The organism is Stenotrophomonas sp. STEN013 (assembly GCF_056760355.1).
In genome coordinates this window covers 329767-355834 of the sequence record NZ_JBRREO010000003.1, presented here as the reverse complement: position 1 = coordinate 355834, position 26068 = coordinate 329767, and the positions used below count along the sequence as shown (strand labels likewise).

23 protein-coding genes and 4 tRNA genes are annotated in these 26068 nt (G+C 64.3%); 20 read left to right on the top strand and 7 right to left on the bottom strand.

Annotated features, from left to right (window positions below; all coding sequences use genetic code 11):
* Positions 1-9 precede the first annotated feature (9 nt).
* The gene (locus ACVOMH_RS09515; protein ID WP_481551785.1) at positions 10-873 is read right to left on the bottom strand and encodes a hypothetical protein; all 864 of its coding nucleotides are present in this window, start codon (positions 871-873) and stop codon (positions 10-12) included.
* Between the two features lie 151 nt (positions 874-1024).
* On the opposite strand from ACVOMH_RS09515, the gene ACVOMH_RS09510 reads away from it, so the two are divergent.
* Together ACVOMH_RS09510 and ACVOMH_RS09505 are read left to right on the top strand one after the other, a co-directional pair.
* On the top strand, positions 1025-2434 hold the full coding sequence (locus ACVOMH_RS09510) for a cryptochrome/photolyase family protein (protein ID WP_481551784.1): 1410 nt from the start codon (positions 1025-1027) through the stop codon (positions 2432-2434).
* A 136-nt stretch (positions 2435-2570) separates the two neighbouring features.
* Entirely contained in the window at positions 2571-3269 is a 699-nt protein-coding gene (locus ACVOMH_RS09505; protein ID WP_054658707.1) for a YiaD family glycine zipper/OmpA-like lipoprotein, read from the top strand.
* A 62-nt stretch (positions 3270-3331) separates the two neighbouring features.
* Here the strand turns inward: ACVOMH_RS09505 and ACVOMH_RS09500 are convergent, their stop codons facing one another.
* Positions 3332-4345 (bottom strand): GGDEF domain-containing protein, encoded by a 1014-nt coding sequence (locus tag ACVOMH_RS09500; RefSeq protein ID WP_481551783.1) that lies wholly within the window; start codon positions 4343-4345, stop codon positions 3332-3334.
* A 103-nt stretch (positions 4346-4448) separates the two neighbouring features.
* Here ACVOMH_RS09500 and lexA point away from each other — a divergent pair, with 103 nt between their 5' ends.
* Genes lexA through ACVOMH_RS09480 form a run of 4 tightly spaced genes read left to right on the top strand, consistent with a single transcriptional unit; the run spans position 4449 to position 10176 of the window.
* Complete coding sequence (gene lexA, locus ACVOMH_RS09495; protein ID WP_481551782.1) at positions 4449-5057, top strand: transcriptional repressor LexA; 609 nt, start codon at positions 4449-4451, stop codon at positions 5055-5057.
* Positions 5057-5677 (top strand): translesion DNA synthesis-associated protein ImuA, encoded by a 621-nt coding sequence (imuA, locus tag ACVOMH_RS09490; RefSeq protein WP_481551781.1) that lies wholly within the window; start codon positions 5057-5059, stop codon positions 5675-5677. Before lexA ends, imuA begins: the two co-directional genes overlap by 1 nt.
* 6 nt (positions 5678-5683) lie before the next feature.
* Positions 5684-7090, top strand: a complete 1407-nt coding sequence (locus ACVOMH_RS09485) for a Y-family DNA polymerase (RefSeq protein WP_481551780.1) — start codon at positions 5684-5686, stop codon at positions 7088-7090.
* The gene (locus ACVOMH_RS09480; protein ID WP_481551779.1) at positions 7087-10176 is read left to right on the top strand and encodes an error-prone DNA polymerase; all 3090 of its coding nucleotides are present in this window, start codon (positions 7087-7089) and stop codon (positions 10174-10176) included. The genes ACVOMH_RS09485 and ACVOMH_RS09480 overlap by 4 nt, the downstream gene beginning before the upstream one ends.
* Positions 10177-10391: 215 nt before the next feature.
* Here the strand turns inward: ACVOMH_RS09480 and ACVOMH_RS09475 are convergent.
* From ACVOMH_RS09475 to ACVOMH_RS09460, 4 genes are all read right to left on the bottom strand, one after another.
* Positions 10392-10467, bottom strand: a tRNA-Glu gene (locus ACVOMH_RS09475).
* A gap of 52 nt (positions 10468-10519) precedes the next feature.
* Positions 10520-10595: transfer RNA gene (locus ACVOMH_RS09470), tRNA-Ala, on the bottom strand.
* A 140-nt stretch (positions 10596-10735) separates the two neighbouring features.
* A tRNA-Glu gene (locus ACVOMH_RS09465) sits at positions 10736-10811 on the bottom strand.
* A 52-nt stretch (positions 10812-10863) separates the two neighbouring features.
* Positions 10864-10939: transfer RNA gene (locus ACVOMH_RS09460), tRNA-Ala, on the bottom strand.
* Between the two features lie 211 nt (positions 10940-11150).
* Here ACVOMH_RS09460 and ACVOMH_RS09455 point away from each other — a divergent pair.
* Both ACVOMH_RS09455 and ACVOMH_RS09450 read left to right on the top strand, forming a co-directional pair.
* Positions 11151-11555 carry a hypothetical protein gene (locus ACVOMH_RS09455; RefSeq protein ID WP_481551778.1) on the top strand — a complete coding sequence of 135 codons (405 nt, stop codon included), beginning with the start codon at positions 11151-11153 and terminating at the stop codon, positions 11553-11555.
* A gap of 356 nt (positions 11556-11911) precedes the next feature.
* Complete coding sequence (locus ACVOMH_RS09450; protein WP_054656878.1) at positions 11912-12241, top strand: hypothetical protein; 330 nt, start codon at positions 11912-11914, stop codon at positions 12239-12241.
* Here ACVOMH_RS09450 and ACVOMH_RS09445 read toward each other — a convergent pair.
* On the bottom strand, positions 12235-12639 hold the full coding sequence (locus ACVOMH_RS09445) for a ribonucleotide reductase subunit alpha (protein ID WP_481551834.1): 405 nt from the start codon (positions 12637-12639) through the stop codon (positions 12235-12237). The genes ACVOMH_RS09450 and ACVOMH_RS09445 overlap by 7 nt on opposite strands.
* Before the next feature lie 191 nt (positions 12640-12830).
* On the opposite strand from ACVOMH_RS09445, the gene moaA reads away from it, so the two are divergent.
* The 12 genes from moaA (at position 12831) to narI (ending at position 26067) form a co-directional block, all read left to right on the top strand.
* Complete coding sequence (moaA, locus tag ACVOMH_RS09440; RefSeq protein ID WP_481551777.1) at positions 12831-13811, top strand: GTP 3',8-cyclase MoaA; 981 nt, start codon at positions 12831-12833, stop codon at positions 13809-13811.
* Positions 13812-13818: 7 nt separating this feature from the next.
* The gene (gene moaCB / locus ACVOMH_RS09435) at positions 13819-14832 is read left to right on the top strand and encodes a bifunctional molybdenum cofactor biosynthesis protein MoaC/MoaB (RefSeq protein WP_481551776.1); all 1014 of its coding nucleotides are present in this window, start codon (positions 13819-13821) and stop codon (positions 14830-14832) included.
* Entirely contained in the window at positions 14829-16085 is a 1257-nt protein-coding gene (locus ACVOMH_RS09430; protein ID WP_481551775.1) for a molybdopterin molybdotransferase MoeA, read from the top strand. Before moaCB ends, ACVOMH_RS09430 begins: the two co-directional genes overlap by 4 nt.
* A complete protein-coding gene (locus tag ACVOMH_RS09425) occupies positions 16082-16342 on the top strand; it encodes a MoaD/ThiS family protein (protein ID WP_054656886.1) in 261 nt (86 codons plus the stop codon). The genes ACVOMH_RS09430 and ACVOMH_RS09425 overlap by 4 nt, the downstream gene beginning before the upstream one ends.
* Before the next feature lie 3 nt (positions 16343-16345).
* Positions 16346-16843 (top strand): molybdenum cofactor biosynthesis protein MoaE, encoded by a 498-nt coding sequence (locus ACVOMH_RS09420; protein ID WP_054656889.1) that lies wholly within the window; start codon positions 16346-16348, stop codon positions 16841-16843.
* The gene (mobA, locus tag ACVOMH_RS09415; RefSeq protein WP_481524264.1) at positions 16827-17390 is read left to right on the top strand and encodes a molybdenum cofactor guanylyltransferase; all 564 of its coding nucleotides are present in this window, start codon (positions 16827-16829) and stop codon (positions 17388-17390) included. The genes ACVOMH_RS09420 and mobA overlap by 17 nt, the downstream gene beginning before the upstream one ends.
* Entirely contained in the window at positions 17387-17758 is a 372-nt protein-coding gene (locus tag ACVOMH_RS09410; protein ID WP_481524263.1) for a DUF7009 family protein, read from the top strand. The genes mobA and ACVOMH_RS09410 overlap by 4 nt, the downstream gene beginning before the upstream one ends.
* Positions 17759-17910: 152 nt before the next feature.
* Positions 17911-19329 carry a NarK family nitrate/nitrite MFS transporter gene (locus tag ACVOMH_RS09405; RefSeq protein ID WP_481524262.1) on the top strand — a complete coding sequence of 473 codons (1419 nt, stop codon included), beginning with the start codon at positions 17911-17913 and terminating at the stop codon, positions 19327-19329.
* 69 nt (positions 19330-19398) lie between these two features.
* Positions 19399-23142 (top strand): nitrate reductase subunit alpha, encoded by a 3744-nt coding sequence (locus ACVOMH_RS09400; protein ID WP_481551774.1) that lies wholly within the window; start codon positions 19399-19401, stop codon positions 23140-23142.
* Entirely contained in the window at positions 23142-24686 is a 1545-nt protein-coding gene (gene narH, locus ACVOMH_RS09395) for a nitrate reductase subunit beta (RefSeq protein WP_481551773.1), read from the top strand. The genes ACVOMH_RS09400 and narH overlap by 1 nt, the downstream gene beginning before the upstream one ends.
* On the top strand, positions 24683-25363 hold the full coding sequence (gene narJ, locus ACVOMH_RS09390) for a nitrate reductase molybdenum cofactor assembly chaperone (protein WP_481551772.1): 681 nt from the start codon (positions 24683-24685) through the stop codon (positions 25361-25363). Before narH ends, narJ begins: the two co-directional genes overlap by 4 nt.
* Entirely contained in the window at positions 25360-26067 is a 708-nt protein-coding gene (gene narI / locus ACVOMH_RS09385; RefSeq protein ID WP_054656899.1) for a respiratory nitrate reductase subunit gamma, read from the top strand. The genes narJ and narI overlap by 4 nt, the downstream gene beginning before the upstream one ends.
* Position 26068: the final 1 nt, after the last annotated feature.

Here is a 26068-nt window from a genome sequence, read left to right as displayed (position 1 = left end):
GTGGCCCGCTCAGGGGCGTCCTTGGCGCTCCTGGGTCAGTTTTCCCAGCACCTTGACCGCGAATCCCCCGCCGGGCACGGCGGCCGAAGCCATTTCCGCGCCCAGTTCGAACAGCATCTCGCGCGACATCACGGTATCGAGCTTGTCGCGGAACCACTGGCCGTCCTCGACCACCTCGCCGGTCAGGCCGTCGATTTCGATCACGCCGATCTTGCCGGCGCCGGTCCACAGATATTCGAAGGCGAATACCGGGCGGAAGTACAGGTTGGCGCTGACGAATTCGAGCAGGTCATTGTCGATGCGATGCGCGTCGATGGCTTCGGCGGCCAGTTGCGACTTGATCACCTGCACCACCGAGGCGAACGGCATCTGCGGCGCGATACCGCCGGGCAGATCCAGTTGCTGCTGCTCGATCGCGCGGTAGCGCTCCACGTAGCCCTGCAGCTTGGCCTGGCGGATCGGCCGCTTCAGTCCGTCCTGGTACAGGCTGGTATCGATCTTGCGGTGGCAGCGTTCGTTGACGGTCAGCTCCACCCGGGGCTTGTTGCCATTGGCGAGCACTTCGAACGTCTGCCCGGCGATTTCCAGCTGGCGCGCGTAGGGATTGGCGATCTGCAGCGGATACACCGCCTCGTGCAGGTAATCGATCTCGCGCCGCGCGGCCACATACCAGAACGGCTCATAGCGCAACTCCGACTTGGACAGGTTCACGGTCTCGGTCTTGGGCCGGTTCAGCGGATTGAGCCGGGCCAGCGTGCCAAAAGCGGACAGCTTGCTCTTCTCGGCTTGTTCCTCGGCCGCGCGCGCTGAGTACACTTCATCGAAAACCAGAATCCGGTAGACCGATGCGGCCGGATTGAGCTGCGTTTCCATCGAGTATTCCTCTCTCTGGCGGCGGCCGGTAAGGGCGTCCGGGCCGCGTGGCCGGGTTGTCCCGGAGATGATGGCACAGCATCCCGGGCGCTCTTTTCACGGTGCGACGACCTATCATGAGCGCCTTCAAATCGACTGGTTCTGACTGAAGATGTCCGTTGCGTTGGTATGGTTCAGGCGTGATCTGCGCCTGCAGGACAATCCTGCATTGCAGACGGCGCTGGCTGCCGGGCACGACCCGGTGCCGGTGTATGTGCATGCGCCGGAGGAGGAGGGGACGTGGGCGCCCGGCGCGGCTTCCGACGCCTGGCTGCATCGCTCACTCGCCGCGCTGGATGCCGATCTGCGTGCGCGTGGTTCGCATCTGGTGATCCGCCGCGGCCCCAGTGCCGGGGCCTTGCAGCAGTTGATCGCCGAAACCGGCGCCCAGGCGGTGTACTGGAACCGCAAGTACGAGCCTGTCACCCAGCCGCGTGATGCAGCGATCAAGCGCGATCTGCGCCAGCAGGGACTGCAGGTGGAAAGCCACAACGGCTATCTGCTGTTCGAACCCTGGGAGCTGACGACCCAGCAGGGCGGCCCCTACAAGGTATTCACGCCGTTCTGGCGCAATGCGCTGAGCCGCTGGCGTCTGGCGGAGCTTTGCGCTGCGCCGGATATGCTGGCCGCGCATGGGATCGATGGATTGCCCCTGGAGGCACTGGGCCTGGCGCCGCGATTGGCTTGGGATGCCGGTTTCTGGGAGCGCTGGCAGCCCGGCGAGGCCGGTGCGCAGCAAACGCTGGAGGTGTTCACCGACGGTGCGCTCAACGGTTACTGCGAACAGCGCGACCTGCCGGACCGTGTCGGTACCTCCCTGATCTCGCCCCACCTGCATTTTGGCGAGATCGCACCGTGGCGCATCGCCCATGTGCTGGAGGGAATGCGTAGTGCCGGTCGCAATGCCGATATCGACGGCTACCTGCGCCAGCTGGGCTGGCGCGAATTTTCCTGGCATCTGCTGCATCACTTCCCGCAGACCTCGGATGCCAACCTCAATCCGCGTTTTGATGGCTTTGCCTGGGCGCCGCCGCAGCAAGCATTGCTGGAGGCCTGGCGGCAAGGACGTACCGGCATCCCCATCATCGATGCCGGCATGCGCGAGCTGTGGGCAACGGGCTACATGCACAACCGGGTGCGGATGCTGGTGGGCAGCTTCCTGTGCAAGCACTTGCGCATCCACTGGCTGCAAGGCGCGCGCTGGTTCTGGGACACGCTGGTGGATGCCGATCTGGCCAACAACAGCATGGGCTGGCAATGGATCGCCGGCACCGGCGCCGATGCGGCGCCGTACTTCCGCGTGTTCAATCCGGTCACGCAGGCGCAGAAGTTCGACCCGCAGGCGCGCTACATCACGCGCTGGGTGCCGGAACTGGCGAAGTTGCCGGTGAAAGCGCGCTTTGCGCCGTGGCTGTCGCCCGGATTGCTGGCGGAAATGGCCCCGTCGTATCCGGCACAGCCGCTGGTGGATCTGGCAGAAGGCCGGGAGGCGGCGCTGGCGGCCTATCACCTCTGCCGTTAGCCGCTTTCGTTCCCGTGGCAGCTTTATGAATGGATGCCATGGGTAGGCGATTTTCATCATGTCCGGATTGCGCAGTGCTGTTTATGCTGCGCGGGCAAATCCCCGCTGGCCCGGCCGGCTCATGAAGGAGACTCAGATGATCCCACTTACCGTTGTTCGCAATCTTTCCATTGGTCTGGTGGCCGCTGCCGTCCTTTCGGCCTGTGCCACCGGTGGTTCGTACGTGCAGAGCGACCAGTACGGCAACCCTTCGCAGCAGCAGAACCGTACCGGCAAGGGCGCGCTGATCGGTACCGCCATCGGCGTAGCCGCCGGCCTGTTGAGCGGTGACAGCGCCACCGAGCGCCGTCAGCGCGCGATGGTGGGCGCCGGTATCGGTGCACTGGGAGGCGCCGCGGTAGGCAACTACCAGGACCGCCAGGAGCGCGCATTGCGTGAGCGCACCGCCAACACCGGTATCGATGTTCAGCGCCAGGGCGACAACATCACCCTGAGCCTGCCCGATGGCATCACCTTCGATTTCAACAAGACCTCGCTCAAACCTCAGTTCTACGGGGCGCTCAACGGCGTGGCCAGCACCCTGCGCGAATACAACCAGACCATGATCGAGGTGGTCGGGCATACCGACAGCATCGGCACCGATGCGGTGAACAACCGCATCTCCAAGGAGCGCGCCGATGCCGTGGCCGCCTATCTCACCGCCCAAGGTGTGCAGCGTGAACGCATCGAGACGCTGGGCGCTGGCAAGGCCTATCCGATTGCCGACAACAGCACTGAAGCCGGTCGTGCGCAGAACCGCCGCGTCGAGATCCGTGTGATCCCGCTGCGTTCGTGATCCATCGGTAGTTGATCCAGGGGAAGGGCCGCGCGAGCGGCCCTTTTTCGTGAACAGCAGCGCTAGGGAAGATCGTCGGCGATGGCAAAGCTGTTGCGGCCTTCGCTCTTGGCCCGGTACAACGCCGCATCGGCACGCGAGAACCAGTCCTGCCAGTGCTGTTCGCCGCCATACATTGCCGCGCCCAGCGAGATGGTGATGCGTCCGTCAGGCCCGTTCAGCGCCTGGAAGACCGCATTGCGTATGCGTTCGCTGAAGCAGGCCAGCGCTTCGCGCGAGCCGGTTTCGGCCAGTATCACGAACTCCTCGCCACCGAAGCGGAATACCTTGTCGTTGTCGCGAAGCTCGGCGTGCAGGATGGCGGCAAGATCGGACAATGCCGCATCACCTGCAGCATGGCCATGACGGTCATTGACCTCTTTGAAATGGTCGATATCCAGCACCACCAGCGCCTGCCGGAAGCGGTTTTCGCGCGCACCGTTGATCTGTTGTTGCAGGGCTTTTTCCAGCGCGCGGCGATTGGGCAGGCCGGTCAGTGCGTCGAGCGAGGCCAGAAGCTCCAGCCGGGTGTGATCGCCCTGGAGGCGTCGTGAAAAGCGATAGCCGAAGCCGAAGATCAGGATGATGACCACCATCGCCTGCAGATCCGGAGGCGGTCCGCGCAGCAGCGGGGGCATGGCGATCAGGCCGGCGACCAGCAGCAGGTTGGCGGGCGTTGCAATGCTCTGACGCACGAGGAAGAAATTGGCCATCAAGGCCAGGTACGACCAGGGCAGCGCGCTCCTGCCGAGCAGCCCTGCGGCGAGCAGGCAGCCGGTGATATGCGCGATGCACAGCAACAGACCCGCCGCGCCCATCTTTGGAGCGCGCCTGTAGATCAGAGTGCAGGCGATGACCGCAGGGGTCGCGACGGCTGCGCTGCACAGTGCCCATCCCCATTGGCGGTTGAGCGCCAGCCAGACACTGAAGAACAGCAGCAGCAGGCTGGTGGTCGGGGCAATGGTGCGCAATGGCACCCTGCGCAACTCGTGCGGCAGGTTGGGAGAAGAGGGGGAAGGACCGCTGGCGGGTTCCATGGTTCGCGAACGATAGCAGGCTGTGGGGCGATGTTGGATTTCGCCTGAATTGGACCTTTCAAGCGCTGGCAGGTTCCCTTGTGATGGAGTACAAATGTACTCCATGAGTGACCTTAGTCTCCGCCGTGCCGCGATCCTCGCCTTCATCCATGACCGTATCGACGGGCAAGGACAGCCACCGACGCTGGCCGAAATCGCCCAGGCCTGCGGTCTGGCCTCGCGCGGGGCGGCCCGCAAGCATGTTTTGGCGCTCTCCGAAGCCGGATTGATCGATGTCACCGCTGGACAGGCCCGCGGTATCCGGCCGGCTGATTTCCGCGCTCGCGCCGACCGGTTGCAGGTTCCCATCCTGGGGCGGGTGGCGGCCGGCCTCCCTATCGGTGCCGATGCCGGACTGGTGGATACGTTGGAGCTGGATGCGCGGCTGTTTGCGGCCCGGCCGGATTATCTGCTGCGGGTGCAGGGCGATTCGATGATCGAAGACGGCATCCTGGATGGCGACCTGGTCGCCGTACGTCGCGCGGATGACGCGTACGACGGACAGACGGTGGTGGCACGGCTGGAGGGCGAGTTGACCATCAAGCGTCTGTCGCGCGGTGGCGGCCACGTGCGCCTGCTGCCACGGAATCCGGCCTATGCGCCGATAGAGATACAGCCGGATCAGGAGTTCGCCATCGAGGGCGTGTTCTGTGGGCTGGTGCGACGCGGCTGATGGGCGCGGTCGTTGCCCTCGACAGCCTGTTGCAGGAACGCCGTGTCTGGCGTGGACGGCCGGCTGCGCTGCCGGCCAGCCGGCAACCTACCGGGCATCCGCTGTTGGACGAAGTCTTGCCGAGCGGTGGCTGGCCGGAGGCGGCACTGAGCGAAATCCTGCTGCCTGCCGAGGGGGTGGGGGAGTTGCGCCTGCTGTGGCCCACCCTGACGCGGTTGACCCGTGCCGGAGAACGGGTGGTGCTGGTGGCGCCGCCGCATATTCCCTATGCGCCGGCCTGGCAGGCGGCGGGAGTGGATCTTCGCCAGGTGCAGGTGGTGCAGGCCGACGGGTTGCGCGATGCATTGTGGGCCAGTGAGCAGTGTCTGCGCTCGGGTAGTTGTGGCGCGGTGCTGTGCTGGCCCCAGTTGACCGAAGACAAGGCGCTGCGGCGCTTGCAGGTGGCGGCCGAATCCGGGCGGACACTGGGGTTTGCGTGCCGGCCGTTGCAGGCGGTGTGCAATCCGTCGCCCGCGGCGTTGCGTATTGCCATCGATGCGCAGCCGGCGCAGCTGCGGGTGCTCAAGTGCCGGGGCGGGATGCCTTCGTCCCGGCCGCTGCCGTTTGCACGGATGCAGTGAGGCACCATGCGCTGGGCCTGCATTCTGCTGCCACATCTGGCCATGGACGGCGTGCTGCGTGGTTGCGCCGAACCGGCGCTGCCGCGCGTGCTGGTCAGTGGTCCGGCCCAACGGCGGGTGCTGCATTCGGTGAGCCCGGCCGCCGCAGCGCTGGGATTGAAGGCGGGTCAGTCGCTGGTGACCGCACAGGCATTGGTTGCCGGTTTCCAGGTGCAGCCCTATGCACCGCAGATGCAGACGCATTGGCAGGAATTTCTGGCGGCATGGGCCTACCGCTTCAGTTCGCAGGTAAGTCTGCAATACGCACAGGCATTGGTCATCGAGGTCGAACACAGCCTGGGTCTGTTTGGTCCATGGCCACAATTCGAGGCGCGCTTGCGACGTGAGCTGGACGCGCTGGGTTTCCGCCATCGCATCGCTCTGGCACCCAATCCGGTGGCGGCGCGGGCGCTGGCCAATGCCGGCGACGGCCTGGTTGTGGATGAGGCCGGACTGGCCGCGCTGCTGGGCCAGTTGCCGATGGCGCGGGCAGGTTTCGGGGCTGCGGCCGCTGCGGCGTTGGCGCGCATGGGCGTGCGCAAGGTCCGGCAGTTGCAGGCGCTGCCGCGTGCCAGCATAAACCGCCGGTTTGCTCCGGAAGTGTTGCAGCATCTGGATGCATTGCTCGGTGAGCGTGCTTTCGTATTGCACCCTTATCAGCCGCCGGAGGTGTTCGAACTGCGCATCGAACTGGGCTATGAAGTGGAATCCTCGCAGGCGTTGCTGTTCCCGTTGCGGCGGCTGACCTCCGACCTGGCTGCGTTTCTGGACGGGCGCGATGGCAGTGTGCAACGGTTTTCACTGTTGCTGGAGCATGAAGACCGGCCGGTGACCTGCATCGATATCGGCCTGCTTTCAGCCGAACGCGATGCCGGGTTGCTGTTCGATATCGCGCGCAGCCGCTTGGAGCAGGCGGAAATTCCCGCCCCGGTGCGCCAGTTCGGGCTGCGTGCTGACCAGCTGCCTGTATTTGTGCCGGAATATCGGGAGCTGTTTGATGCCCGGCCCCAGCAGAGCATGCCGTGGGAGCAGCTGCGCGAACGTCTGCGCGCACGCTTGGGCGACCAGGCGGTGCACGGGCTGCGTGTGCATGCCGACCATCGCCCGGAACAGGCGTGGCGGAGCGACATGGCAGGCCTGGCGGGTGATGTCCCGGCCCTGTTGCGCCCCGGTTGGCTGCTGCGCGAACCCCGGCCGTGGCCAGGGGCGGCGCCGGAGCTGCTGTCCGGGCCGGAGCGGATTGAAAGTGGCTGGTGGGAGGCGGATATACGGCGGGACTACTACCGGGTCGCTACTCGCTTCGGCCAGCAGGCCTGGGCCTGGCGCGACGTGGGCGGCGAAGGCGGGTTCATGCTGCATGGCTGGTTTGCATGAGTGAGGGATATGCCGAGCTGCATTGCCTGTCGGCCTTCAGTTTCCAGCGCGGCGCCTCGACTGCGGATGAGCTGTTTGCCCGCGCCAGGCAGCACGCCTACCGCGCGCTGGCGATCACCGACGAATGCTCGCTGGCCGGCATCGTGCGCGCACTGCGGGCATCGGAAGCCAGTGGCGTGCCGTTGATTGTCGGCAGTGAAATACAGCTGGAGGCTGGCCCTCGGCTGGTGTTTCTGGTGGAGGATGACAACGGCTACCGCAGCCTGTGCTGGCTGATCACCCAGGCCCGGCGACGTGCCGACAAGGGCCAATACCGGCTGCTGGCCGAGGATCTCGAGCAGGTGGATCGCAGCGGTCTGCTGGCGCTGTGGCTGCCGCCGGCGGTGCCGGAGCCGGCGCACGGGTGTCGCCTGCGGGAATGGTTTCCTGATCGTTGCTGGATCGCGGTCGAGCTGCATCACGGGGTGGATGATCCAGGGCGCCTTCAGTTATTGCAGCGCCTGGGCGCGGAACTGGGGATGCCGCTGGTGGCGTCCGGTGATGTGCACATGCACGCGCGGGGGCGGCGGGCCCTGCAGGACGTGATGACGGCTATCCGCCATCGTGTCACCGTGGCCGACGCCGGTCATCTGCTGTTTCCCAACGGCGAGCGGCATCTGCGGCCGCTGTCTGCCCTGCGGTCGATCTATCCGTCCGCGCTGCTGCGCGAAACGCTGCGGATAGCAGCGCGTTGTACCGGCTTCGATCTGAGAAAAGCCGTGGACTACCTGTATCCCAGTGAGCTGGTGCCTGCCGGCCATACGCCGCAAAGCTGGCTGGCTGAGCTGGTGAGGCAGGGCGCCTGCAGACGTTGGCCGCAAGGGACGAGCCCCCAGGCGCAGGCACTCATCGACAAGGAGCTGGCGTTGATCGCCCGCAAGCGCTATGCCTCCTATTTCCTCACCGTGCATGACCTGGTGGCCCACGCCCGCAGCCTCGGCATCCTCTGCCAGGGGCGCGGTTCGGCGGCCAACTCGGTGGTGTGCTTCGTACTGGGAATCACCGAGCTGGATCCTTCGCACAGCCACCTGCTGTTCGAGCGTTTCATTTCAGAAGATCGCGACGAACCGCCGGATATCGACGTCGATTTCGAGCACGAGCGGCGGGAGGAAGTCATCCAGTATGTGTTTGCACGTTACGGACGCGAGCGGGCCGCGTTGGCTGCGGTAGCCACCCAGTACGGCGGACGCGGGGCGATCCGCGATGTGGCGCGGGTGCTGGGGATGCCCGGTGACGCGATCAGCCGGCTGACCAGCTGTATCGGTCAGTGGTCGGACCGCCTGCCCGACGGGGAGCGATTGCGCGAGCACGGGTTCGACCCGGACAGCCCGCTGCTGCATCGCATCCTGGTGCTGGCTGGCGAACTGATCGACTTTCCGCACTACCTGTCGCAGCACCCCGGCGGGTTCGTCATTTCCGAGCGGCCATTGCACAGCATGGTGCCGGTGGAGAACGCCGCGATGGCCGTACGCACGGTGATTCAGTGGGACAAGGATGACCTGGAGTTCCTAGGCCTGATGAAGGTCGACGTGCTGGCTCTGGGCATGCTTACCGCAGTGCGGCGCTGCTTCGATCTGATACGGCACCATCGCGGGCGTCAGCTCACACTGGCCACGATTCCACAGGAGGACGCGGACACCTACGCCATGATCAGCCGTGCCGACACGGTGGGTGTATTCCAGATCGAATCACGCGCACAGATGGCGATGCTGCCGCGATTGCGGCCACAGACGTTCTACGACCTGGTGATTGAAGTGGCGATCGTGCGCCCGGGGCCGATCCAGGGGGATATGGTGCATCCCTATCTGCGGCGTCGAACCGGTGAGGAGCAGGTCAGCTATCCCTCACCGGCGTTGGAGCAGGTGCTGGAGCGCACCTTGGGAGTGCCGCTGTTCCAGGAGCAGGTGATGCAGATCGCGATGGTCGCGGCCGGTTACAACGCCAGCGAGGCCGATGCGCTGCGGCGCTCGATGGCGGCATGGAAACGCCATGGCGGCCTGGAGCATCATCGCGAGCGTCTGACTGCGGGGATGTTGGCGCGCGGCTATCCCTTGGAATTTGCAGAACGTATCTTCGAGCAGATCAAAGGCTTCGGCAGCTACGGTTTTCCGGAAAGCCATGCCGCCAGCTTCGCGCTGATCGCCTATGCCAGCAGCTGGCTCAAATGCCACTACCCGGCCGAGTTCGCCTGCGCCTTGCTCAACAGCCAACCGATGGGCTTTTACAGCCCGGACCAGCTGCTGCAGGATGTGCGTCGACATGGCGTCGCAACGCGGCCGCTGGACGTGCGCTACAGCGGCTGGGACTGCTCGCTGGAACCCGAGCGCGATGGCCGGCGCCTGGCGATCCGTCTGGGGTTCTGCCTGGTGCGCGGCTTCAATCAGGCAGATGCGCTGCGTATCGAGCAGGCGAGGGCACAGCGGGCGTTCGCCGATGTCGCCGATCTGTGCCAGCGAGCGGCGCTGGATGGTCGCACCCGCGCGCTGCTGGCTGATTCCGGCGCTTTGCGCGGAATGGCGGGGCATCGCCACCGCGCGCGCTGGGTGGTCGCCGGCGTGGAAGCGATGCGGCCGTTGTTCCAGGGCCTGGCCGAGACCGACGAGGCGGCGGTGGCCTTGCCGATGCCAAGCGCGGGGGAGGATCTGGTGGCCGACTATGCCCTGCTGGGCACCACCCTGTCCGCCCATCCGCTGTCACGCCTGCGGGCGCAGTTGCGGGCCCGGCGCTGCCGCAGCTCCAACGATCTGGCAACGATGCCGGCTGCAGGCCACGTGGTGGTTGCCGGACTGGTGCGTGGTCGCCAGCGCCCGCAGACCGCCAGTGGCGTTACCTTCCTGACGCTGGAGGATGAGTTTGGCCAGATCAACGTTGTGGTCTGGCGGCAGCTTGCCGAGCGCCAGCGCCAGGTCTTCCTTGAATCCCGCTTGATGCAGGTCAGCGGACGCCTCGAAGTCGAAAATGACGTACGGCATCTTGTCGCCCGCCGCCTGGAGGATCTGACTCCGCTGCTGGGGGGGCTGGATGTGCAAAGCCGGGATTTTCATTGAATGACGCCGGCTCGGTGACTCGCCTGGGGAGCCCGGACGCCCCGGTTTCGAGCAGCGCAACAACCTGGAGGGCAATCCTCGCGCATTGCGAAGGGATTGCCTCAAAGAAACCCGCATGGGAGTGGCTTGTCTGGCAGAAGGACTCGCCGGATCGCGGTTGTAGTGGATCATTTCAGGCAAGAAAAAAGCCCCGATTTCTCGGAGCTTTTTAGAAATGGCGTCCCCACGGGGATTCGAACCCCGGTCGCCACCGTGAAAGGGTGATGTCCTAGGCCTCTAGACGATGGGGACGCGTATTCTGAAAATCTCAAGTTGTAAGTCCGAACGGCCTAAAGTCCGGATTTGGTGGAGCCAAGCGGGATCGAACCGCTGACCTCCTGCATGCCATGCAGGCGCTCTCCCAGCTGAGCTATGGCCCCACATTGTTTTTCGAGCTCGCCATTATAGCGGGCTTTTGCTGGAATGGAAGAGGTGGGCTTCCTTTTTGGGACCGCTTGGGAGTGCGGTTCCTCCAACAAAAAAGACCCGGTTTCTTGGGTCTTAAGTTTTACTTGATGAATGGCGTCCCCACGGGGATTCGAACCCCGGTCGCCACCGTGAAAGGGTGATGTCCTAGGCCTCTAGACGATGGGGACGCGTAAACTTCATCAAATTTTTCGACAATCCAGACGGCCTAATGTCCGGATGTGGTGGAGCCAAGCGGGATCGAACCGCTGACCTCCTGCATGCCATGCAGGCGCTCTCCCAGCTGAGCTATGGCCCCGACGTTGCCGAGGAGGAAATAGTAACGGGGCTTTGTTTTTCCCGCAAGCAATTTGTTAAAAAATTTCACGACTGTTTATGCGGATGCGGGCTGCGTGCTCTGTCACCCACACAGCAGGCATTTGCCTGACATCCGCCTATGGATATTTCCGGCATCCACAGTTGGTCTGCCCGGGTAGCGTCAATGCTGTCGCTGTCCCTACGGAGGGGAGATGCCTATCTGGATGATGTCTTCGATTCTGGCGTTGCAGCTCGCCGGTGGGCAATCCGCATTGCGCGTCTTCAAGTGCATGGATGCAGGAATCACGGCCTATCAATCCACGCCGTGCACAAGCCGCCAAGTGACCTCCTGGGAGGTGGCTTCCGAACGCGTAGATCCCGAGATCGAGCGGAAGCTGGAGCAACTGCGCGTGGAGCTGCGCAGCCGGAATAGCACGGAGGTAGCCGTCGCCCGTGGCGGGAGCCGATCACGCTTGCGCCGGCAGAGCGTCCCATCCCCCGATGCCTGTGAGCGCGCCAGGTCGGGGAGACAGGCCGCCTTCAAGAAGGCCGGCCACAAGCGGAGTTTTCACCTGTCAAGCCGCTGGGACAACGCAGTCCATGATGCATGTCGATGAGCGGATCTGCATTCTGGCAGAGCATGCGGTTTTTGAAGTTGGAACGCGTTGGCAGGGGTAGTGAAAAATGCGGCGGCCCCGACCGGGTGGCAGCCGAGGGCGCACGGCGCATCACTTCAGCAATCCCTGTATGGGTGTTTGACATGCTGCTCGACACCGCAGGTGCGTTTACTGCGGTTCTTTCCTGCAGCTTCTTTCCCGGGCACGGCACCTGGAATTCGGGTACATCCACAGGCGCGGTAGAAGCCGGGGCTCCCCCGGATGGGGGCGGCGCAGATCGGGCTGCCTCGATTTGACCCGGGTGCCTAACCGGCGCAAGCTCAAGCCCTGCGTTGCACAACCCAGGACCGGAGATCATGACTGCTGTCACTTCGATGAGTGCCCCGGGCGACAAGCTGCCCTCTTCGCGCCTTTGGCGGGTGTTCTGGCTGCAGGGCGTGCTTCCCAGCAACCTTTTATGGGCAGGAGCGATGTGGGCTCTGGCGCAGGGCAAGTTGCCGCTGCTGCTGGGGCTGTTCGTGGTACTGCTGCTGTACACCGGCTGGATCATCCCGGCGGTATGGCGCGCTTCGGCCAATGCTCGAACGCCCGGGTATGGATTGGCCGCGCGTGGCTTGACCGTTGCATGGGGATTGAACACGGTGCTGGTGGTGTTCTTTCTGACCCTGCAACTGTTGGCTCAATAAAATTGAATGGGATCACCCTCCCGGTCGAAGGCCGCGAAACGGCTGATTTGTCCATTGTTGATGGCATTGACCATCAGCCGTAGCGGTTGAGCGGCTTCATCACTGGAAGGAGGTATCCCGGCGCGACCTTCCATGGCGGCGACAAACACCAGATCCCAGGTCAGGCCAGTGTTGCCGGACTCGCTGGCCAGTGCGCGGAATGAGGCGATTTCCTGCGGTGCCTTGTCCACGCATAGCACTGGCGTCAGGGTGCCGCCTTCTCCCTGGGCATGGCGCTCATGCTGGTCGCGGGTAGGGGATTCGGGAAGTTCGGTGCGGACAAATACGAACAGCAGGCGCTGGGGTTGCCCCTGTTCGCCGGCAGCACGCAGCAGATCATCGAAGTTGCTCAGCATCATGATGGAGTTCACGGGAAGCAGGTCCGGGAACAGGCATGCTGCCATAACCATCACGCAACTGGCGGGGATGAAGACTTGATTTAAGTCATGTCACTGCAGCATCTCGCCACGTAGGCTGGCGCCGGGCCGCTGCTGAAAGGGCTGGTACCCCGGGCGAGCATGGAAATCTCGAGTCAGGAGGTGATACAGCCATGAATCAACTTGCTGACGGCTTCGGTCGCCGCTTTCCCTATCTGCGGCTGTCGCTCACCGAGGCCTGCAACTTCCGTTGCCGCTATTGTCTGCCTGAGGGCTATCAGGTAGATGGTCGACCGAAATTCCTGACGGTCGAAGAAATCGCCCGGCTGGTGCGAGCATTTGCGATCCTGGGTATGCACAAGATCCGCCTGACCGGTGGCGAGCCCAGCCTGCGCAAGGATCTGGAGCAGATCATCGCCACCGTGGCGCAGGTGCCGGGCATCCGCAAGGTCGCCATCACCACCAATGGCACCTTGTTGCCACGACATCTGCCGGGGTGGTGCCGCGCCGGTCTCAACGCGTTGAACGTGAGCATGGACAGCCTGCAGCGCGAGCGCTTCCGTGCCATCACCGGGCACGACCGGTTACCGCAAATCATGGAAGGCATCGCCCTGGCACAGGCCTTGGGCATTCCATCGATCAAGCTCAATGCGGTACTGCTGCGTGGCGTCAATGACGATGAGCTTCCGCAATGGATGGAGTTCCTGCGCCAGCGTTCGCTGAGCATCCGCTTCATCGAATTGATGCGCACCGGTGACAACGCCGATTATTTCGAGCGCTATCACCTGCGTGCCGAGGTGTTGGTCGAGCAACTGCTGGCCGCCGGATGGAGTGAGCGTGCGCGCGCCGCCGATGCCGGCCCGGCCCGTGAGTTCGCCCATCCCGACTACTGCGGGCGTGTGGGCATCATCGCGCCGTATTCGCGCGATTTCTGTCGAGGCTGCAACCGTTTGCGCGTGACCGCGCGCGGCGACTTGCGTCTATGCCTGTTTGGCGACTTCGGGGTGCCGTTGCGACCGCTGCTGCAATCAGATGATGACAGTGATGCGCTGTTGGCGCGCATCACCACCCAGTTGGGCTTGAAGGCGGCCGGGCACGGGCTGCATCAGGGCCTGACCGGCTTGACCCCGCACTTGGCCTCGATTGGAGGATGAAAGAACGATGAGCGTTGGAATGAGTGCGGCCTTCCATATGGCCGATGTCCGTGACAAACGCGTGACCCGGCGTCGTGCGGTGGCGGTGGGTGAGCTGATTGCCGGACCCGCGGCGTATCCGATGATCGTCGAGCGCCGGCTGCCCAAAGGCGATGCCTTGGTCATGGCGGAGATCGCCGGGCTGCAGGGGGCCAAGTCGGCCTCGACACTGATGCCGTTGTGCCATCCACTGCCGCTGGAACTGGTACGCGTGTACTGCGCGCCGGTGCCCGAACGGCAGGCGATCCGGGTGTGGTGCGAATGCGCCAGTGAAGCGCGTACCGGCGTGGAGATGGAGGCACTGGCCGGTGTCAATGCCGCCCTACTCACGCTGTATGACCTGAGCAAGCCGGTTGAGCCGGCGCTGGAAATCAGTGGTATCCGCCTGCTGTTCAAGGAAGGTGGCAAGAGTGGGGTGTGGATGCATCCACAGGGCATGGCGACCGACGAGCTGGCACGCTTCCAGCCGCGTTCGCCCAAAGGACTGCACGGCACGCGCTGCGCGGTGATCACCCTCAGTGACCGTGCGAGCGATGGCCGCTATATCGACGAGTCCGGCCCAGGCCTGGTGCAGGGGCTGCAGACACTCGGTGGCGATGTGGAAGCGGTGGAAGTGCTGCCGGACGGTATCGAGCCACTGGCGGGGCGCCTGCAGGCGCTGGCAGCTGACGGGGTGCGACTGTGCATCTGCACCGGCGGCACCGGACTGGGGCCGCGTGATCTCACCCCCGAAGCCTTGCAGTCGCTGGGGGGACGTCGTGTCGAAGGGCTGGCCGAGATGGTGCGCAGCCTCAGCGCGCAGCATACCCAGCACGCCTGGTTGAGTCGCGCTGAAGTGGTTCAGCTGGGCACGATGCTGGTGATCGCATTGCCGGGAAGCCCACGTGCGGCAAAGCAGTGTCTGGATATCCTGGCACCGCTGCTGGGCCATGCGCTGGCCATGATCGGCGGTGGCAGCCATGACGAAGGCGGGCATGCATGATCAGTTATGCCGAGGCGCTGCACCATCTGATGGCGGCGGCCCAGCCGTTGCCGGCTGAAACATTGCCGCTGGAACGGGCGGAAGGACGTACGCTGGCAGTGGCCGTGACTAGCATGCAAGCACTGCCGCCGTTCAACAACGCGGCGATGGATGGGTTCGCGCTGCGTGCCGCCGGTGCGGTGGTTGCCGCCGGCAGCACGTTCGAGGTGCAGGGCTGGCAGGCTGCCGGCGATGCCGCAGCCCGAGGCGGGGCCGGCGCCTGGGAAATCATGACCGGTGCGCGGATGCCCGAAGGTCTGGACAGCGTCGTGCCGGTGGAGCAGGTCGAGGTCCTGGAGGCCGATGCCGGGCGACCGCTGCGTATCCGCCTGCGGGAGGCGCTCAAGCCCGGGCAGCATGTACGCCTTCGCGGGCAGGACGTGGAACTCGGCGAGGTGGTGCTTGCCGCAGGCACGTTGCTCGACATCAATGCCTTGACCCTGTTGCAGGCGATCGGCACGGTCAGCGTGCCGGTCCGCCAGCAGCCGCGCGTGGCAGTCATCGCCACCGGCAAGGAGCTGGTCAGCGACGCCGGACAGGCGCTGGAATCGGGACAGATCCGCGACAGCAATCGACCATATCTGGTCCGCCGGCTGAAAGCAGCGGGGGCCGAGGTGGTGTGGCAGGGTGGGGTGGCCGATGAGATGGCGGATTTCACCCGGGCGCTGGAGGACGCACTGCGCGCAGGGGCGCGGCTGCTGGTCAGTACCGGTGCGGTGTCGCAAGGGCGCTACGACTTCATTCCCGATGCCTTGCGTGCACGTGGCGCGCAGATCATTTTCCACAAAGTCGCGATCCGCCCGGGCAAGCCATTGCTGTTCGCGCGGCTGCCGGACGGCGCGTTGTATTTCGGCCTGCCCGGCAATCCGGTCTCGGCGGCGGTGGGCCAGCGCTTTTTTGTCGAGCCGGTCTTGCGTCGACTGTTGGGACTGGAGGATGAACCGGTTTTGCAGCTGCCGCTGCAGGCCGACGTGCGCAAGCCACCGGGGCTGCGCGCGTATGTCCGCGCCCGGGTGGAAGTGGATGCGGCAGGACGCTTGAGTGTCCGCGTGCTGGGTGGGCAGGAATCGTTCCGTTTGAAGACCACGCTGCAGGCCAATGCCTGGGCGGTACTGGAGGAAGAGGGCGGTCTCGCCGTTGCCGGCACGCCGGTTCGTGTACAGGGCTGGGGTCACTGCGAACCGGTGCAACTGGTTGCACAGGAGATGTCATGAAACAGATGCAGGTTCAGCTGTTCGGCGCGTTTTCGGATCTGGATCCGCAGCGCGAGATCGAGGTGGTCACGCATGGCGAGCACATCGCGGATCTGCGCCAGGCATTGCGTGAATTGATCGTGCAGCGCTGGCCACAGTTCCGCGCGGGGCTTATCGACTACTCCGTTTTTGCCGACGAGCAGCGGGTGTTGCGTGACGATGATCCGCTGCCGGACGATGGTCGTGTTGCCATCCTGCCTCCCGTCAGCGGAGGCTGAACCATGCGCACAGGCAGCCTCTGGAAAATTGTTGAACGGGCGAACGGCAGGGTTGATCCAGCCGAAGCCATCGACTTCGTTTCCGATCCCGCATTCGGCGGCATCGATGTGTTTATCGGCAAAGTGCGTGATCTCAACCAGGGACGTGGTGTGCAGGGCATCACCTATGACCTGTTCGAGCCGCTGGTCATGAACGAGTTCCAGCGCCTTGTCGCCGAGGTCGAGGCGGACTTCGGTCCGCGCATCAAGCTGTATGTGGCACATGCCAAAGGCCGGTTGGCGGTGGGCGATGTCGCCGTGGTGGTGGCTGCCGGAACGCCCCATCGCGATGAGGCGTTCCGGGCGTGCCGGCAGCTGATCGAGGCGGTGAAGCACCGTTCGCCGATCTGGAAACAGGAGCACTATCTGGACGGTGACAGCCAGTGGAGTGAGGGCTGCGCGTTGTGTGAGCCGGTCGTGGGGCCGGCGGACGAGAGACACGTTCATGAACACCCACACTGAGTCTTCACTTCTGGCCGGCATCGTGCTGGCCGGAGGTCTGTCCAGCCGGATGGGACAGGACAAGGCGCGGCTGCTGTGGCGCGGGCGGCCTTTACTGACGCACATGTGCGGGCTGCTTGAGCAGTCCGGTGCACGACCGGTCAGGGTGAGCGGTGACTATCCGGATTTCGACGCGGTACCCGACAAGCTGCCAGGTTGCGGCCCACTGGGCGGCTTGTACAGCGTGTTGCCGATACTTGAAGATGGTCCCGCGTGGGTGGTCCCGGTAGATATGCCGCGCTTGAACAAGGCATTGCTTGGGCGCCTGCGGGATGCCGGACCGGCGCCGTGCGTGATCTTCCAAGGGCAACCGCTGCCGATGCGGTTGAACATCGACGATGCATGCCGCAAGGTAGTGGCGTCCATGGTCCAGCAACGCGAAGGGCCGCGTTCCCTGCACGCCCTGCAAGCGCGCCTTGGCGTACTTGAGCTGCCCTTGTCGGACGATGTCGCTCCATGGCTGGTGAACTGCAATACCCCCGCACAATGGGAGGAGGTTGCATCATGAAAGTGCAGATTCACCGCCAATCGATACGATTGCGTATTGATGAGGCGGAATTGGCCAGACTCCTGGCCGGCCAGAGGGTGGAAAACCACACTCGTCTGGCTGCTGAGCGCTGCTGGTCGCAGACCCTGCGCCTGGTTCCTTCCGGTGAAGTCCTCATCACGGGTGATACGGCGATACTGCAGATCAGCCTTCCGCGCGATGCCGTGTTGGCGTTGCAGGCGCGGTTGCCGTGCCGTGACGGCCTGAGCTTTGACGTTGCTGCGGGCGGAGAACCGCTGCAGTTGCGGCTTGACGTGGATGTACGCGACAGCCTGCGACAGCGCGGTCCTTCGCGCCGGTCCGCGGCGGCCACATCCTCCATGGTTTGACATATATCAGGAAACCGGCGCGCAGGCGCCGTTGATTGATCCAGATCAATCGCGCCACCAGCGCGGCCCGGGCTTAATGGCGCCGGTGGCGCGATTGAGCACAGTAAAAGCACAGCAAGCCAGCGCCGTTTCATACCGCATTGGAGCCATGCATGACTGTCAGTGACGATGTCAAAACAGGCAAGAAGGCGAGCACAGGCCGGGTCATCACCGATTGGCGGCCTGAAGATCCCGACTACTGGGAACGCACAGGCAGGCGCGTCGCCACGCGCAACCTCCTCATTTCCATTCCCGCGTTGCTGCTGGCGTTTGCCGTATGGGTGCTGTTCTCCTCGGTGACCATCAGCCTGCCGCGCATCGGCTTCAACTTCAGTACCGATCAGCTGTTCTGGCTGGTGGCGCTGCCCAGTCTCTCCGGGGCCACGCTGCGCATTTTCTACTCGTTCGTTATTCCGATCTTCGGCGGGCGCCGGTGGACCGCATTGTCCACCGCCTCGCTGCTCATCCCCACGTTGTGGCTGGGCTTTGCGGTGCAGGATCTATCCACGCCCTACTGGGTGTTCGTGCTGATCGCGATGTTCTGCGGCTTTGGCGGTGCGAACTTCTCCTCCTCGATGTCCAACATCTCCTTCTTCTATCCCAAGCAGCGCCAGGGCTCGGCACTGGGGCTGAATGCGGGGCTGGGAAATGTCGGCGTCTCGGTGTCACAGGCGGTCATCCCGCTGGTGATCACGGCAGGCGTGTTCGGCGCACTGGGCGGGGCGCCACAGCCGACCATGGATGGTGGCGAGCCGCTGTTCCTGCAGAACGCCGGCTTCATCTGGGTGCCGGGCATTGTCCTGTTCGCGGTGGCCGCGTGGTTCGGCATGAACGACCTGACCAGCGCCCGCTCCTCGTTCTCCGAGCAGGCCGTCATCTTCCGCCGCAAGCACAACTGGCTGATGTGCTGGCTGTACATCGGCACCTTCGGTTCCTACATCGGCTTTTCGGCCGGGTTTCCGATGCTGGTCAAGAGCCAGTTCCCGGAAGTCAACCCGATGACCTATGCCTTCATCGGCCCGTTGCTGGGTGCGCTGATGCGCTCGGTGGGCGGCAGCATGGCTGATCGCTGGGGCGGCGCACGCCTGACGTTCTGGGTGTTCGCGCTGATGATCGCCGCGGTGTTCGGCGTGCTGCACTTCCTGCCCAGCAACGGCCAAGGCGGCAATTTCTACGGCTTCCTGCTCTCGTTCATGGCCTTGTTCGTACTCAGCGGTATCGGCAACGGGACCACGTTCCGGATGATTCCGGTGATCTTCCGCACCCTGCACGAGCGCCTGTCTGCCAGTGAGGGGGCCGAAGGCAAGAAGGCCTCTGCCCACCAGGCCAGCATCGAATCGGCCGCCGTGGTCGGCTTCTCCGGCGCGATCGGTGCCTATGGTGGCTTCTTCATCCCCAAGAGCTACGGCACTTCGATCAGTTTGACCGGCAGCCCGGACATGGCGCTGTACGGGTTCATCGTGTTCTACACCACGTGCCTGGCGGTGACGTGGTGGTGGTACTACCGGCGCGGCGCCGAGACGCCCTGCTGAGACAGCCACACAGCGTAGCCAGAAGACACACCCAGTCATGATGCAGAAGTTTGCGAACGGAGATTGACCATGAGCTACTTCCTTGATCGCTTGCAGTTCTTCAAGCGGGACCCACAACCCTTTGCCGATGGCCACGGGTTCAGCAAGAGCGAGAACCGCGACTGGGAGAACAGTTACCGCGCCCGCTGGCAGTACGACAAGATCGTGCGCTCCACCCACGGCGTGAACTGCACCGGCTCGTGCAGCTGGAAGATCTACGTCAAGAACGGCCTGGTCACCTGGGAAACCCAGCAGACCGACTATCCGCGCACCCGTCCGGACCTGCCCAACCACGAGCCGCGTGGCTGCCCGCGTGGCGCCAGCTATTCCTGGTATCTGTACAGCGCCAACCGCCTCAAGTACCCGCTGATCCGCGGCACCTTGCTGCGCATGTGGCGGCAGGCACGCAAGACCCTGTCGCCGGTCGAGGCCTGGGCCAGCATCGTGCAGGACCCGGCCAAGTCGCGCGAGTACAAGCGCCGTCGTGGCATGGGCGGTTTCGTGCGGCTGAACTGGGACGAGGCCAACGAGATCATCGCCGCCTCCAACCTCTACACGACCAAGGAATACGGCCCGGACCGTATCGTCGGCTTCTCGCCGATTCCGGCCATGTCGATGGTGTCCTATGCCGCCGGTGCGCGCTATCTGTCGCTGCTCGGGGGCGCCTGCCTGTCGTTCTACGACTGGTATTGCGACCTGCCGCCGGCTTCGCCGCAGGTGTGGGGCGAGCAGACCGACGTGCCGGAATCGGCCGACTGGTACAACAGCCGCTACATCATCGCCTGGGGCTCGAACGTGCCGCAGACGCGCACGCCCGATGCGCATTTTTTCACCGAGGCGCGTTACAACGGTACCAAGACGGTGGCGATCTGCCCGGACTATTCCGAGCTGGCCAAGCTCACCGACCATTGGCTGCATCCCAAGCAGGGCACCGACGCTGCGCTGGCATTCGCTTTCGGCCACGTGATCCTGCGCGAATTCCACGTCGATACGCCCTCGCAGTACTTCCAGGACTACTGCCGCCAGTACTCGGACATGCCGATGCTGGTGCGCATCGAGCGCCGTGCCGATGGCCGACTCGTACCGGGCCACTTCCTGCGCGCCAGCGAACTGGGCGGGCTGGGCGAGAGCAACAACCCCGAATGGAAGACGCTGGCGTTCGATGAGAACAGCGGCGACATCACCGTGCCCAATGGTTCGGTCGGTTTCCGTTGGGGTGAGAAGGGCAAGTGGAACATCGAGCAGAAGGCCAGCGATGGCCATGAGACCCGCCTGCGGCTGAGCCTGGCCGATATCCATGACGGCATCGAGGCGGTGAGCTTCCCGTACTTTGGCGGCATCGAGAGCGACGGCTGGACCGCCGCGCCGGCCGAGGACGTGCTGGAGCGCAATATCCCGCTGCGCCGCCTGCCGCTGGCCGACGGCAGTGAGGCGCTGGTAGCCACCGTGTATGACCTGCTGCTGGCGCAGTACGGCGTGGATCGGGGTTTCGGCGGCGGCAATGTCGCCAGGAGTTTCGATGACAACGTGCCGGGTACGCCGGCCTGGCAGGAGCGCATCACCGGCGTGTCGCGCGCCGAGGTGATCGAGATCGCCCGCGAGTTCGCCCGCACCGCCGACAAGACCCATGGCCGCAGCATGATCATCGTCGGCGCCGGCATGAACCACTGGTTCCACAACGATATGAACTACCGCGGCCTGATCAACATGCTGGTCATGTGTGGCTGCGTGGGCCAGACCGGCGGTGGCTGGGCCCATTATGTGGGCCAGGAAAAGCTGCGTCCGCAGACCGGCTGGCAGCCGCTGGCCTTCGGCCTGGACTGGAGCCGGCCGCCGCGGCAGATGAACGGCACCTCGTTCTTCTACTTCAATACCGGGCAGTGGCGTTACGAAAAGCTGCAGGTCAACGAACTGCTGTCGCCGCTGGCCGATCCTGCCAAGTACAGCGGCAGCCTGGCCGACCTCAACCTGCGTGCGGTGCGCATGGGCTGGCTGCCGAGCGCGCCGCAGCTGGACCGCAATCCGCTGCAGCTGGTGCGCGAGGCCGAACAGGCCGGCATCGCGCCGGCCGACTATGCGCTGTCCAAGTTCAAGGACGGCTCGCTGGACTTCGCCTTCGCCGATCCGGATGCCGCGCAGAACCACCCGCGCATGATGTTCATCTGGCGCTCGAACCTGCTCGGCTCCTCCGGCAAGGGCCACGAGTACATGCTGCGGCATCTGCTCGGCACGCGCCATGGCCTGCAGGGCAAGGATCTGGGCGAGATGGGCGCGGTCAAGCCCGAGGACGTGACGTGGCGTGACGAGGCTCCGGAAGGCAAGCTCGACCTGCTGGTGACGCTGGACTTCCGCATGTGCACCACCGCGCTTTACTCGGACATCGTGCTGCCCACCGCCACCTGGTACGAGAAGGACGACCTCAATACCTCGGACATGCATCCCTTCATCCATCCGCTGTCCAAGGCGGTGGACCCGGCCTGGGAATCACGCAGTGACTGGGAAGTCTTCAAGGGCGTCGCGCGCACGCTCAGCGACATGGCCCCGGGCGTGCTCGGCGTCGAGAAGGACCTGGTGCTGGTGCCGACCCTGCACGACACGCCCAACGAACTGGGCATGCCGTTCGGCGTGGCCGACTGGAAGAAGGGCCAATGCGAGGCCATCCCCGGCAAGACGATGCCGAGCATGGCGGTGGTCGAGCGCGACTATCCCAACCTCTACCGCAAGTTCACCTCGCTGGGCCCGCTGCTGGACAAGCTCGGCAATGGCGGCAAGGGCATGAACTGGGATACCAAACACGAGGTGGAATTCCTCGGCAAGCTCAACCACACCGTGCGGGACGAAGGCATCAGCCACGGCCGGCCGGCCATTGATACCGCCATCGACGCCTGCGAAGTGATCCTGCACCTGGCACCGGAAACCAATGGCCATGTGGCGGTCAAGGCCTGGGAATCGCTGGGCACCTTCACCGGCCGCGAGCACACGCATCTGGCGGTGGGCAAGGAGCACGAGGCGATCCGCTTCCGTGACATCCAGGCGCAGCCGCGCAAGATCATTTCCTCGCCGATCTGGTCGGGGCTGGAAGACGACAACGTCAGCTACAACGCGGGCTACACCAATGTGCACGAGCTGATTCCGTGGCGCACGGTGACCGGCCGCCAGCAGTTCTACCAGGACCATGAGTGGATGATCGACTTCGGTGAGGCCTTCATGGGCTATCGACCGCCGGTCAACACCAAGACGGTGGCGCCGCTGCTGGGCAAGCGCTCCAACGGCAACAAGGAGATCGTGCTGAACTGGATCACTCCGCATCAGAAGTGGGGCATCCACAGCACCTACAGCGACAACCTGATCATGCAGACGCTATCGCGTGGCGGCCCCATCGTCTGGTTGAGCGAGGACGACGCGCGCAATGCCGGCATCGAGGACAACGACTGGATCGAGTTGTTCAACGTCAACGGGGCGATCGCCGCGCGTGCGGTGGTCAGCCAGCGCGTGATGCCGGGCATGGCGATGATGTACCACGCCCAGGAACGCATCATCAATGTGCCCGGTTCGGAAATTTCCGGTACCCGCGGCGGTATCCACAACTCGGTGACCCGCATCGTGCTCAAGCCCACCCACATGATCGGCGGCTACGCGCAGCTTGCCTGGGGTTTCAACTACTACGGTACCTGCGGCACAAACCGCGACGAGTTCGTGATCGTACGCAAGATGGACAAGATCGACTGGCTGGACGGCGAAGAGACCGCAGTTTCCGCCCGGGAGGTGGTGTGATGAAAGTTCGTGCCCAGATTGCGATGGTGTTGAACCTGGACAAGTGCATTGGCTGTCATACCTGTTCGATCACCTGCAAGAACGTGTGGACCTCGCGCGAGGGCGTCGAGTACGCCTGGTTCAATAACGTCGAGACCAAGCCGGGTATCGGCTATCCCAAGGAATGGGAAAACCAGGAGAAGTGGAACGGCGGCTGGGTGCGCACCCGCGCCGGCAAGCTGGTGCCACGCGTCGGCGGTCGCTGGCGCATGCTGGCCAAGATCTTCGCCAATCCGGATCTCCCGCAGATCGACGACTACTACGAGCCGTTCGATTTCGACTACCAGCATCTGCACGATGCACCGGATCTGAAACACCAGCCGACCGCGCGGCCGCGTTCGCTGCTCACAGGCGAGCGGATGCAGAAGATCGAGTGGGGGCCGAACTGGGAGGAGATCCTGGGCACTGAATTCAGCAAGCGTTCGCGCGACTACAACTTCGACCAGGTGCAGAAGGAGATCTACGGCGCCTTCGAAAAGACCTTCATGATGTATCTGCCGCGCCTGTGCGAGCACTGCCTCAATCCGGCCTGCGTTTCTGCCTGTCCGTCTGGCGCGATCTACAAGCGTGAGGAGGATGGCATCGTCCTGATCGACCAGGACAAGTGCCGGGGCTGGCGCATGTGCGTGTCGGCCTGTCCGTACAAGAAGATCTACTACAACTGGAAGAGCGGCAAGTCCGAGAAATGCATCTTCTGCTACCCGCGGATCGAGATGGGCGAGCCCACGGTGTGTTCGGAAACCTGTGTGGGGCGCATCCGCTACCTCGGCGTGATGCTCTATGACGCCGACCGCATTGCCGAGGCGGCCTCGGTCGCAGCCGAGAAGGACCTGTATCAGGCGCACCTGGATATCTTCCTGGACCCGGAAGATCCGAAGGTGATCGAAGCGGCAAGGGCCGAGGGTATTCCGGACAGCTGGCTGGAAGCGGCCAAGGCCTCGCCGGTGTACAAACTGGCCATCGACTGGAAGCTGGCGCTGCCACTGCACCCGGAGTACCGCACCTTGCCGATGGTCTGGTACGTGCCGCCGCTGTCGCCGATCCAGTCGGCGGCCGAGCGCGGCCGCGTCGGTATGAGTGGCGAGTTGCCGGACATCGCCTCGCTCCGCATCCCGGTGCGGTATCTGGCCAACATGCTCTCGGCCGGCGACGAGATGCCGGTGGTGCGTGCGCTCGAACGCCTGATGGCGATGCGCGCCTGGCGCCGGGCCAAGAACGTGGACGGTGTCGAGGACCACAAGGTGCTCGACCAGGTGGGGCTGAGCGCGGCGCAGGCCGAGGACATGTATCGCTACCTGGCCATCGCCAACTATGAAGACCGTTTCGTCATTCCCAGCGCCCACCGCGAGTACGCCAATGATGCCTTCGGTGAGCGCGGCGGCTGCGGTTTCACCTTCGGCAACGGTTGCAATGGCGACAGCCCGGCGGATCTGTTCAGTCAGCGCAAGAGCACCACGTACGCGGTGCACCCCAACCGTCAACATCGTCATGAGGTGTCCAAATGAGCCTGCTGAAGTTGATCGGAGTGTTGCTGGACTATCCGCGTGACGAGCTTTGGCAGCACGGCGAGGAGCTGCTCCAGACCTGCGACGATCCGGCGCTGTCGCCGGCCCGACGCAGGCAGTTGCAGGGCTTCGTCCGTGACCTGCTGGCCACCGATCCGCTGGATGCGCAGGATCGCTGGTTGGCCACCTTCGACCGTGGCCGCTCGATGAGCCTGTTGATTTTCGAGCATATCCATGGCGAGTCGCGCGACCGGGGCCAGGCCATGGTGGATCTGATCGACGCCTATCGGCGCAATGGCTTTGAGCTCGATGCCAGGGAATTGCCGGACTACCTGCCCTTGCTGCTGGAGTATCTGTCGCACCGGCCGCAGGCCGAGGCCAAGGACTGGCTGCACCACATCGGCCATATCGCCGGCATGCTGGCGGCGCGGGCCGCGGAACGGAAGCTGCCGCATGCGGTGTTGCTGGAGATCCTGGTGGAAATGGGCGAGGGCAAGGTCGACCTCGCGCTGTTGCGCCAGCGTGCCAGCGAGGAAGTGCGCGATGACACCGTCGAAGCCATGGACCGCCTGTGGGAGGAGGAGGCCGTGCGCTTTGGCACCGATGCCCCCTCGCAGGATTGCGATCCTCCCCACCGTTCACCCGCCCGCTCCGTGCACCGGGAGATACAGCCATGAACTACTACCTGAACCAGTTCGCCTTCCAGTTCTATCCTTATATCGCCGTGGCGGTGCTGCTTATCGGCAGCTGGGCACGCTATGACAAAGCGATGTACAGCTGGCGCACCGGCTCCAGCCAGCTGTTGTCCGACCGCGGCATGCGGATCGGCAGCAACTGCTTCCATATCGGCATCCTGGCGATTCTGGGTGGCCACCTTGTCGGGCTGCTGACACCGCATGGGGTGTATGAGCACTTCATCACCTCCTCGCAAAAGCAGTTGCTGGCGATGGTGGTCGGTGGCCTCTTCGGTGCGCTGTGCTTCATCGGCATCGTGATCCTGCTGGTGCGCCGCCTGACCAATGCACGCGTGCGCGCCACCGGCAACTTCGGGGACGTGCTGGTGCTGGTGCTGCTGTTCGCGCAGCTGTGCCTGGGCATGTACAGCATCCGCATCTCGGCCGGGCACATGGATGGGAGCGTGATGGTCATGCTGGCCGAGTGGGCGCAGCACATCGTGACGTTCCGTGCCGGCGCTGCCGACTACGTCGAAGGCGTGCACTGGGTCTACAAGCTGCACATCTTCCTTGGCCTGACATTGTTCCTGATCGCACCGTTCACCCGTCTGGTGCATGTCTGGAGCATCCCGATCAGCTATCTGTGGCGGCCGTACCAGGTGGTACGCCGCCGCCAGGCCACGCTGCGCTACGGCCCGAGGGAGTGAG

Excerpts from the sequence above, each read along its gene's own strand:
- ACVOMH_RS09480 (WP_481551779.1), top strand. The coding sequence starts at position 7,087 with ATGAGTGAGGGATATGCCGAGCTGCATTGCCTGTCGGCCTTCAGTTTC.
- mobA (WP_481524264.1), top strand. The coding sequence starts at position 16,827 with ATGAACACCCACACTGAGTCTTCACTTCTGGCCGGCATCGTGCTGGCC.
- ACVOMH_RS09445 (WP_481551834.1), bottom strand. The coding sequence starts at position 12,639 with ATGATGCTGAGCAACTTCGATGATCTGCTGCGTGCTGCCGGCGAACAG.
- ACVOMH_RS09420 (WP_054656889.1), top strand. The coding sequence starts at position 16,346 with ATGCGCACAGGCAGCCTCTGGAAAATTGTTGAACGGGCGAACGGCAGG.
- ACVOMH_RS09510 (WP_481551784.1), top strand. The coding sequence starts at position 1,025 with ATGTCCGTTGCGTTGGTATGGTTCAGGCGTGATCTGCGCCTGCAGGAC.
- ACVOMH_RS09450 (WP_054656878.1), top strand. The coding sequence starts at position 11,912 with ATGACTGCTGTCACTTCGATGAGTGCCCCGGGCGACAAGCTGCCCTCT.
- ACVOMH_RS09425 (WP_054656886.1), top strand. The coding sequence starts at position 16,082 with ATGAAACAGATGCAGGTTCAGCTGTTCGGCGCGTTTTCGGATCTGGAT.
- ACVOMH_RS09430 (WP_481551775.1), top strand. The coding sequence starts at position 14,829 with ATGATCAGTTATGCCGAGGCGCTGCACCATCTGATGGCGGCGGCCCAG.
- narI (WP_054656899.1), top strand. The coding sequence starts at position 25,360 with ATGAACTACTACCTGAACCAGTTCGCCTTCCAGTTCTATCCTTATATC.
- narH (WP_481551773.1), top strand. The coding sequence starts at position 23,142 with ATGAAAGTTCGTGCCCAGATTGCGATGGTGTTGAACCTGGACAAGTGC.
- ACVOMH_RS09455 (WP_481551778.1), top strand. The coding sequence starts at position 11,151 with ATGCCTATCTGGATGATGTCTTCGATTCTGGCGTTGCAGCTCGCCGGT.
- imuA (WP_481551781.1), top strand. The coding sequence starts at position 5,057 with ATGGGCGCGGTCGTTGCCCTCGACAGCCTGTTGCAGGAACGCCGTGTC.
- ACVOMH_RS09410 (WP_481524263.1), top strand. The coding sequence starts at position 17,387 with ATGAAAGTGCAGATTCACCGCCAATCGATACGATTGCGTATTGATGAG.
- ACVOMH_RS09485 (WP_481551780.1), top strand. The coding sequence starts at position 5,684 with ATGCGCTGGGCCTGCATTCTGCTGCCACATCTGGCCATGGACGGCGTG.
- moaA (WP_481551777.1), top strand. The coding sequence starts at position 12,831 with ATGAATCAACTTGCTGACGGCTTCGGTCGCCGCTTTCCCTATCTGCGG.
- moaCB (WP_481551776.1), top strand. The coding sequence starts at position 13,819 with ATGAGCGTTGGAATGAGTGCGGCCTTCCATATGGCCGATGTCCGTGAC.
- lexA (WP_481551782.1), top strand. The coding sequence starts at position 4,449 with ATGAGTGACCTTAGTCTCCGCCGTGCCGCGATCCTCGCCTTCATCCAT.
- ACVOMH_RS09400 (WP_481551774.1), top strand. The coding sequence starts at position 19,399 with ATGAGCTACTTCCTTGATCGCTTGCAGTTCTTCAAGCGGGACCCACAA.
- ACVOMH_RS09515 (WP_481551785.1), bottom strand. The coding sequence starts at position 873 with ATGGAAACGCAGCTCAATCCGGCCGCATCGGTCTACCGGATTCTGGTT.
- ACVOMH_RS09405 (WP_481524262.1), top strand. The coding sequence starts at position 17,911 with ATGACTGTCAGTGACGATGTCAAAACAGGCAAGAAGGCGAGCACAGGC.
- ACVOMH_RS09500 (WP_481551783.1), bottom strand. The coding sequence starts at position 4,345 with ATGGAACCCGCCAGCGGTCCTTCCCCCTCTTCTCCCAACCTGCCGCAC.
- narJ (WP_481551772.1), top strand. The coding sequence starts at position 24,683 with ATGAGCCTGCTGAAGTTGATCGGAGTGTTGCTGGACTATCCGCGTGAC.
- ACVOMH_RS09505 (WP_054658707.1), top strand. The coding sequence starts at position 2,571 with ATGATCCCACTTACCGTTGTTCGCAATCTTTCCATTGGTCTGGTGGCC.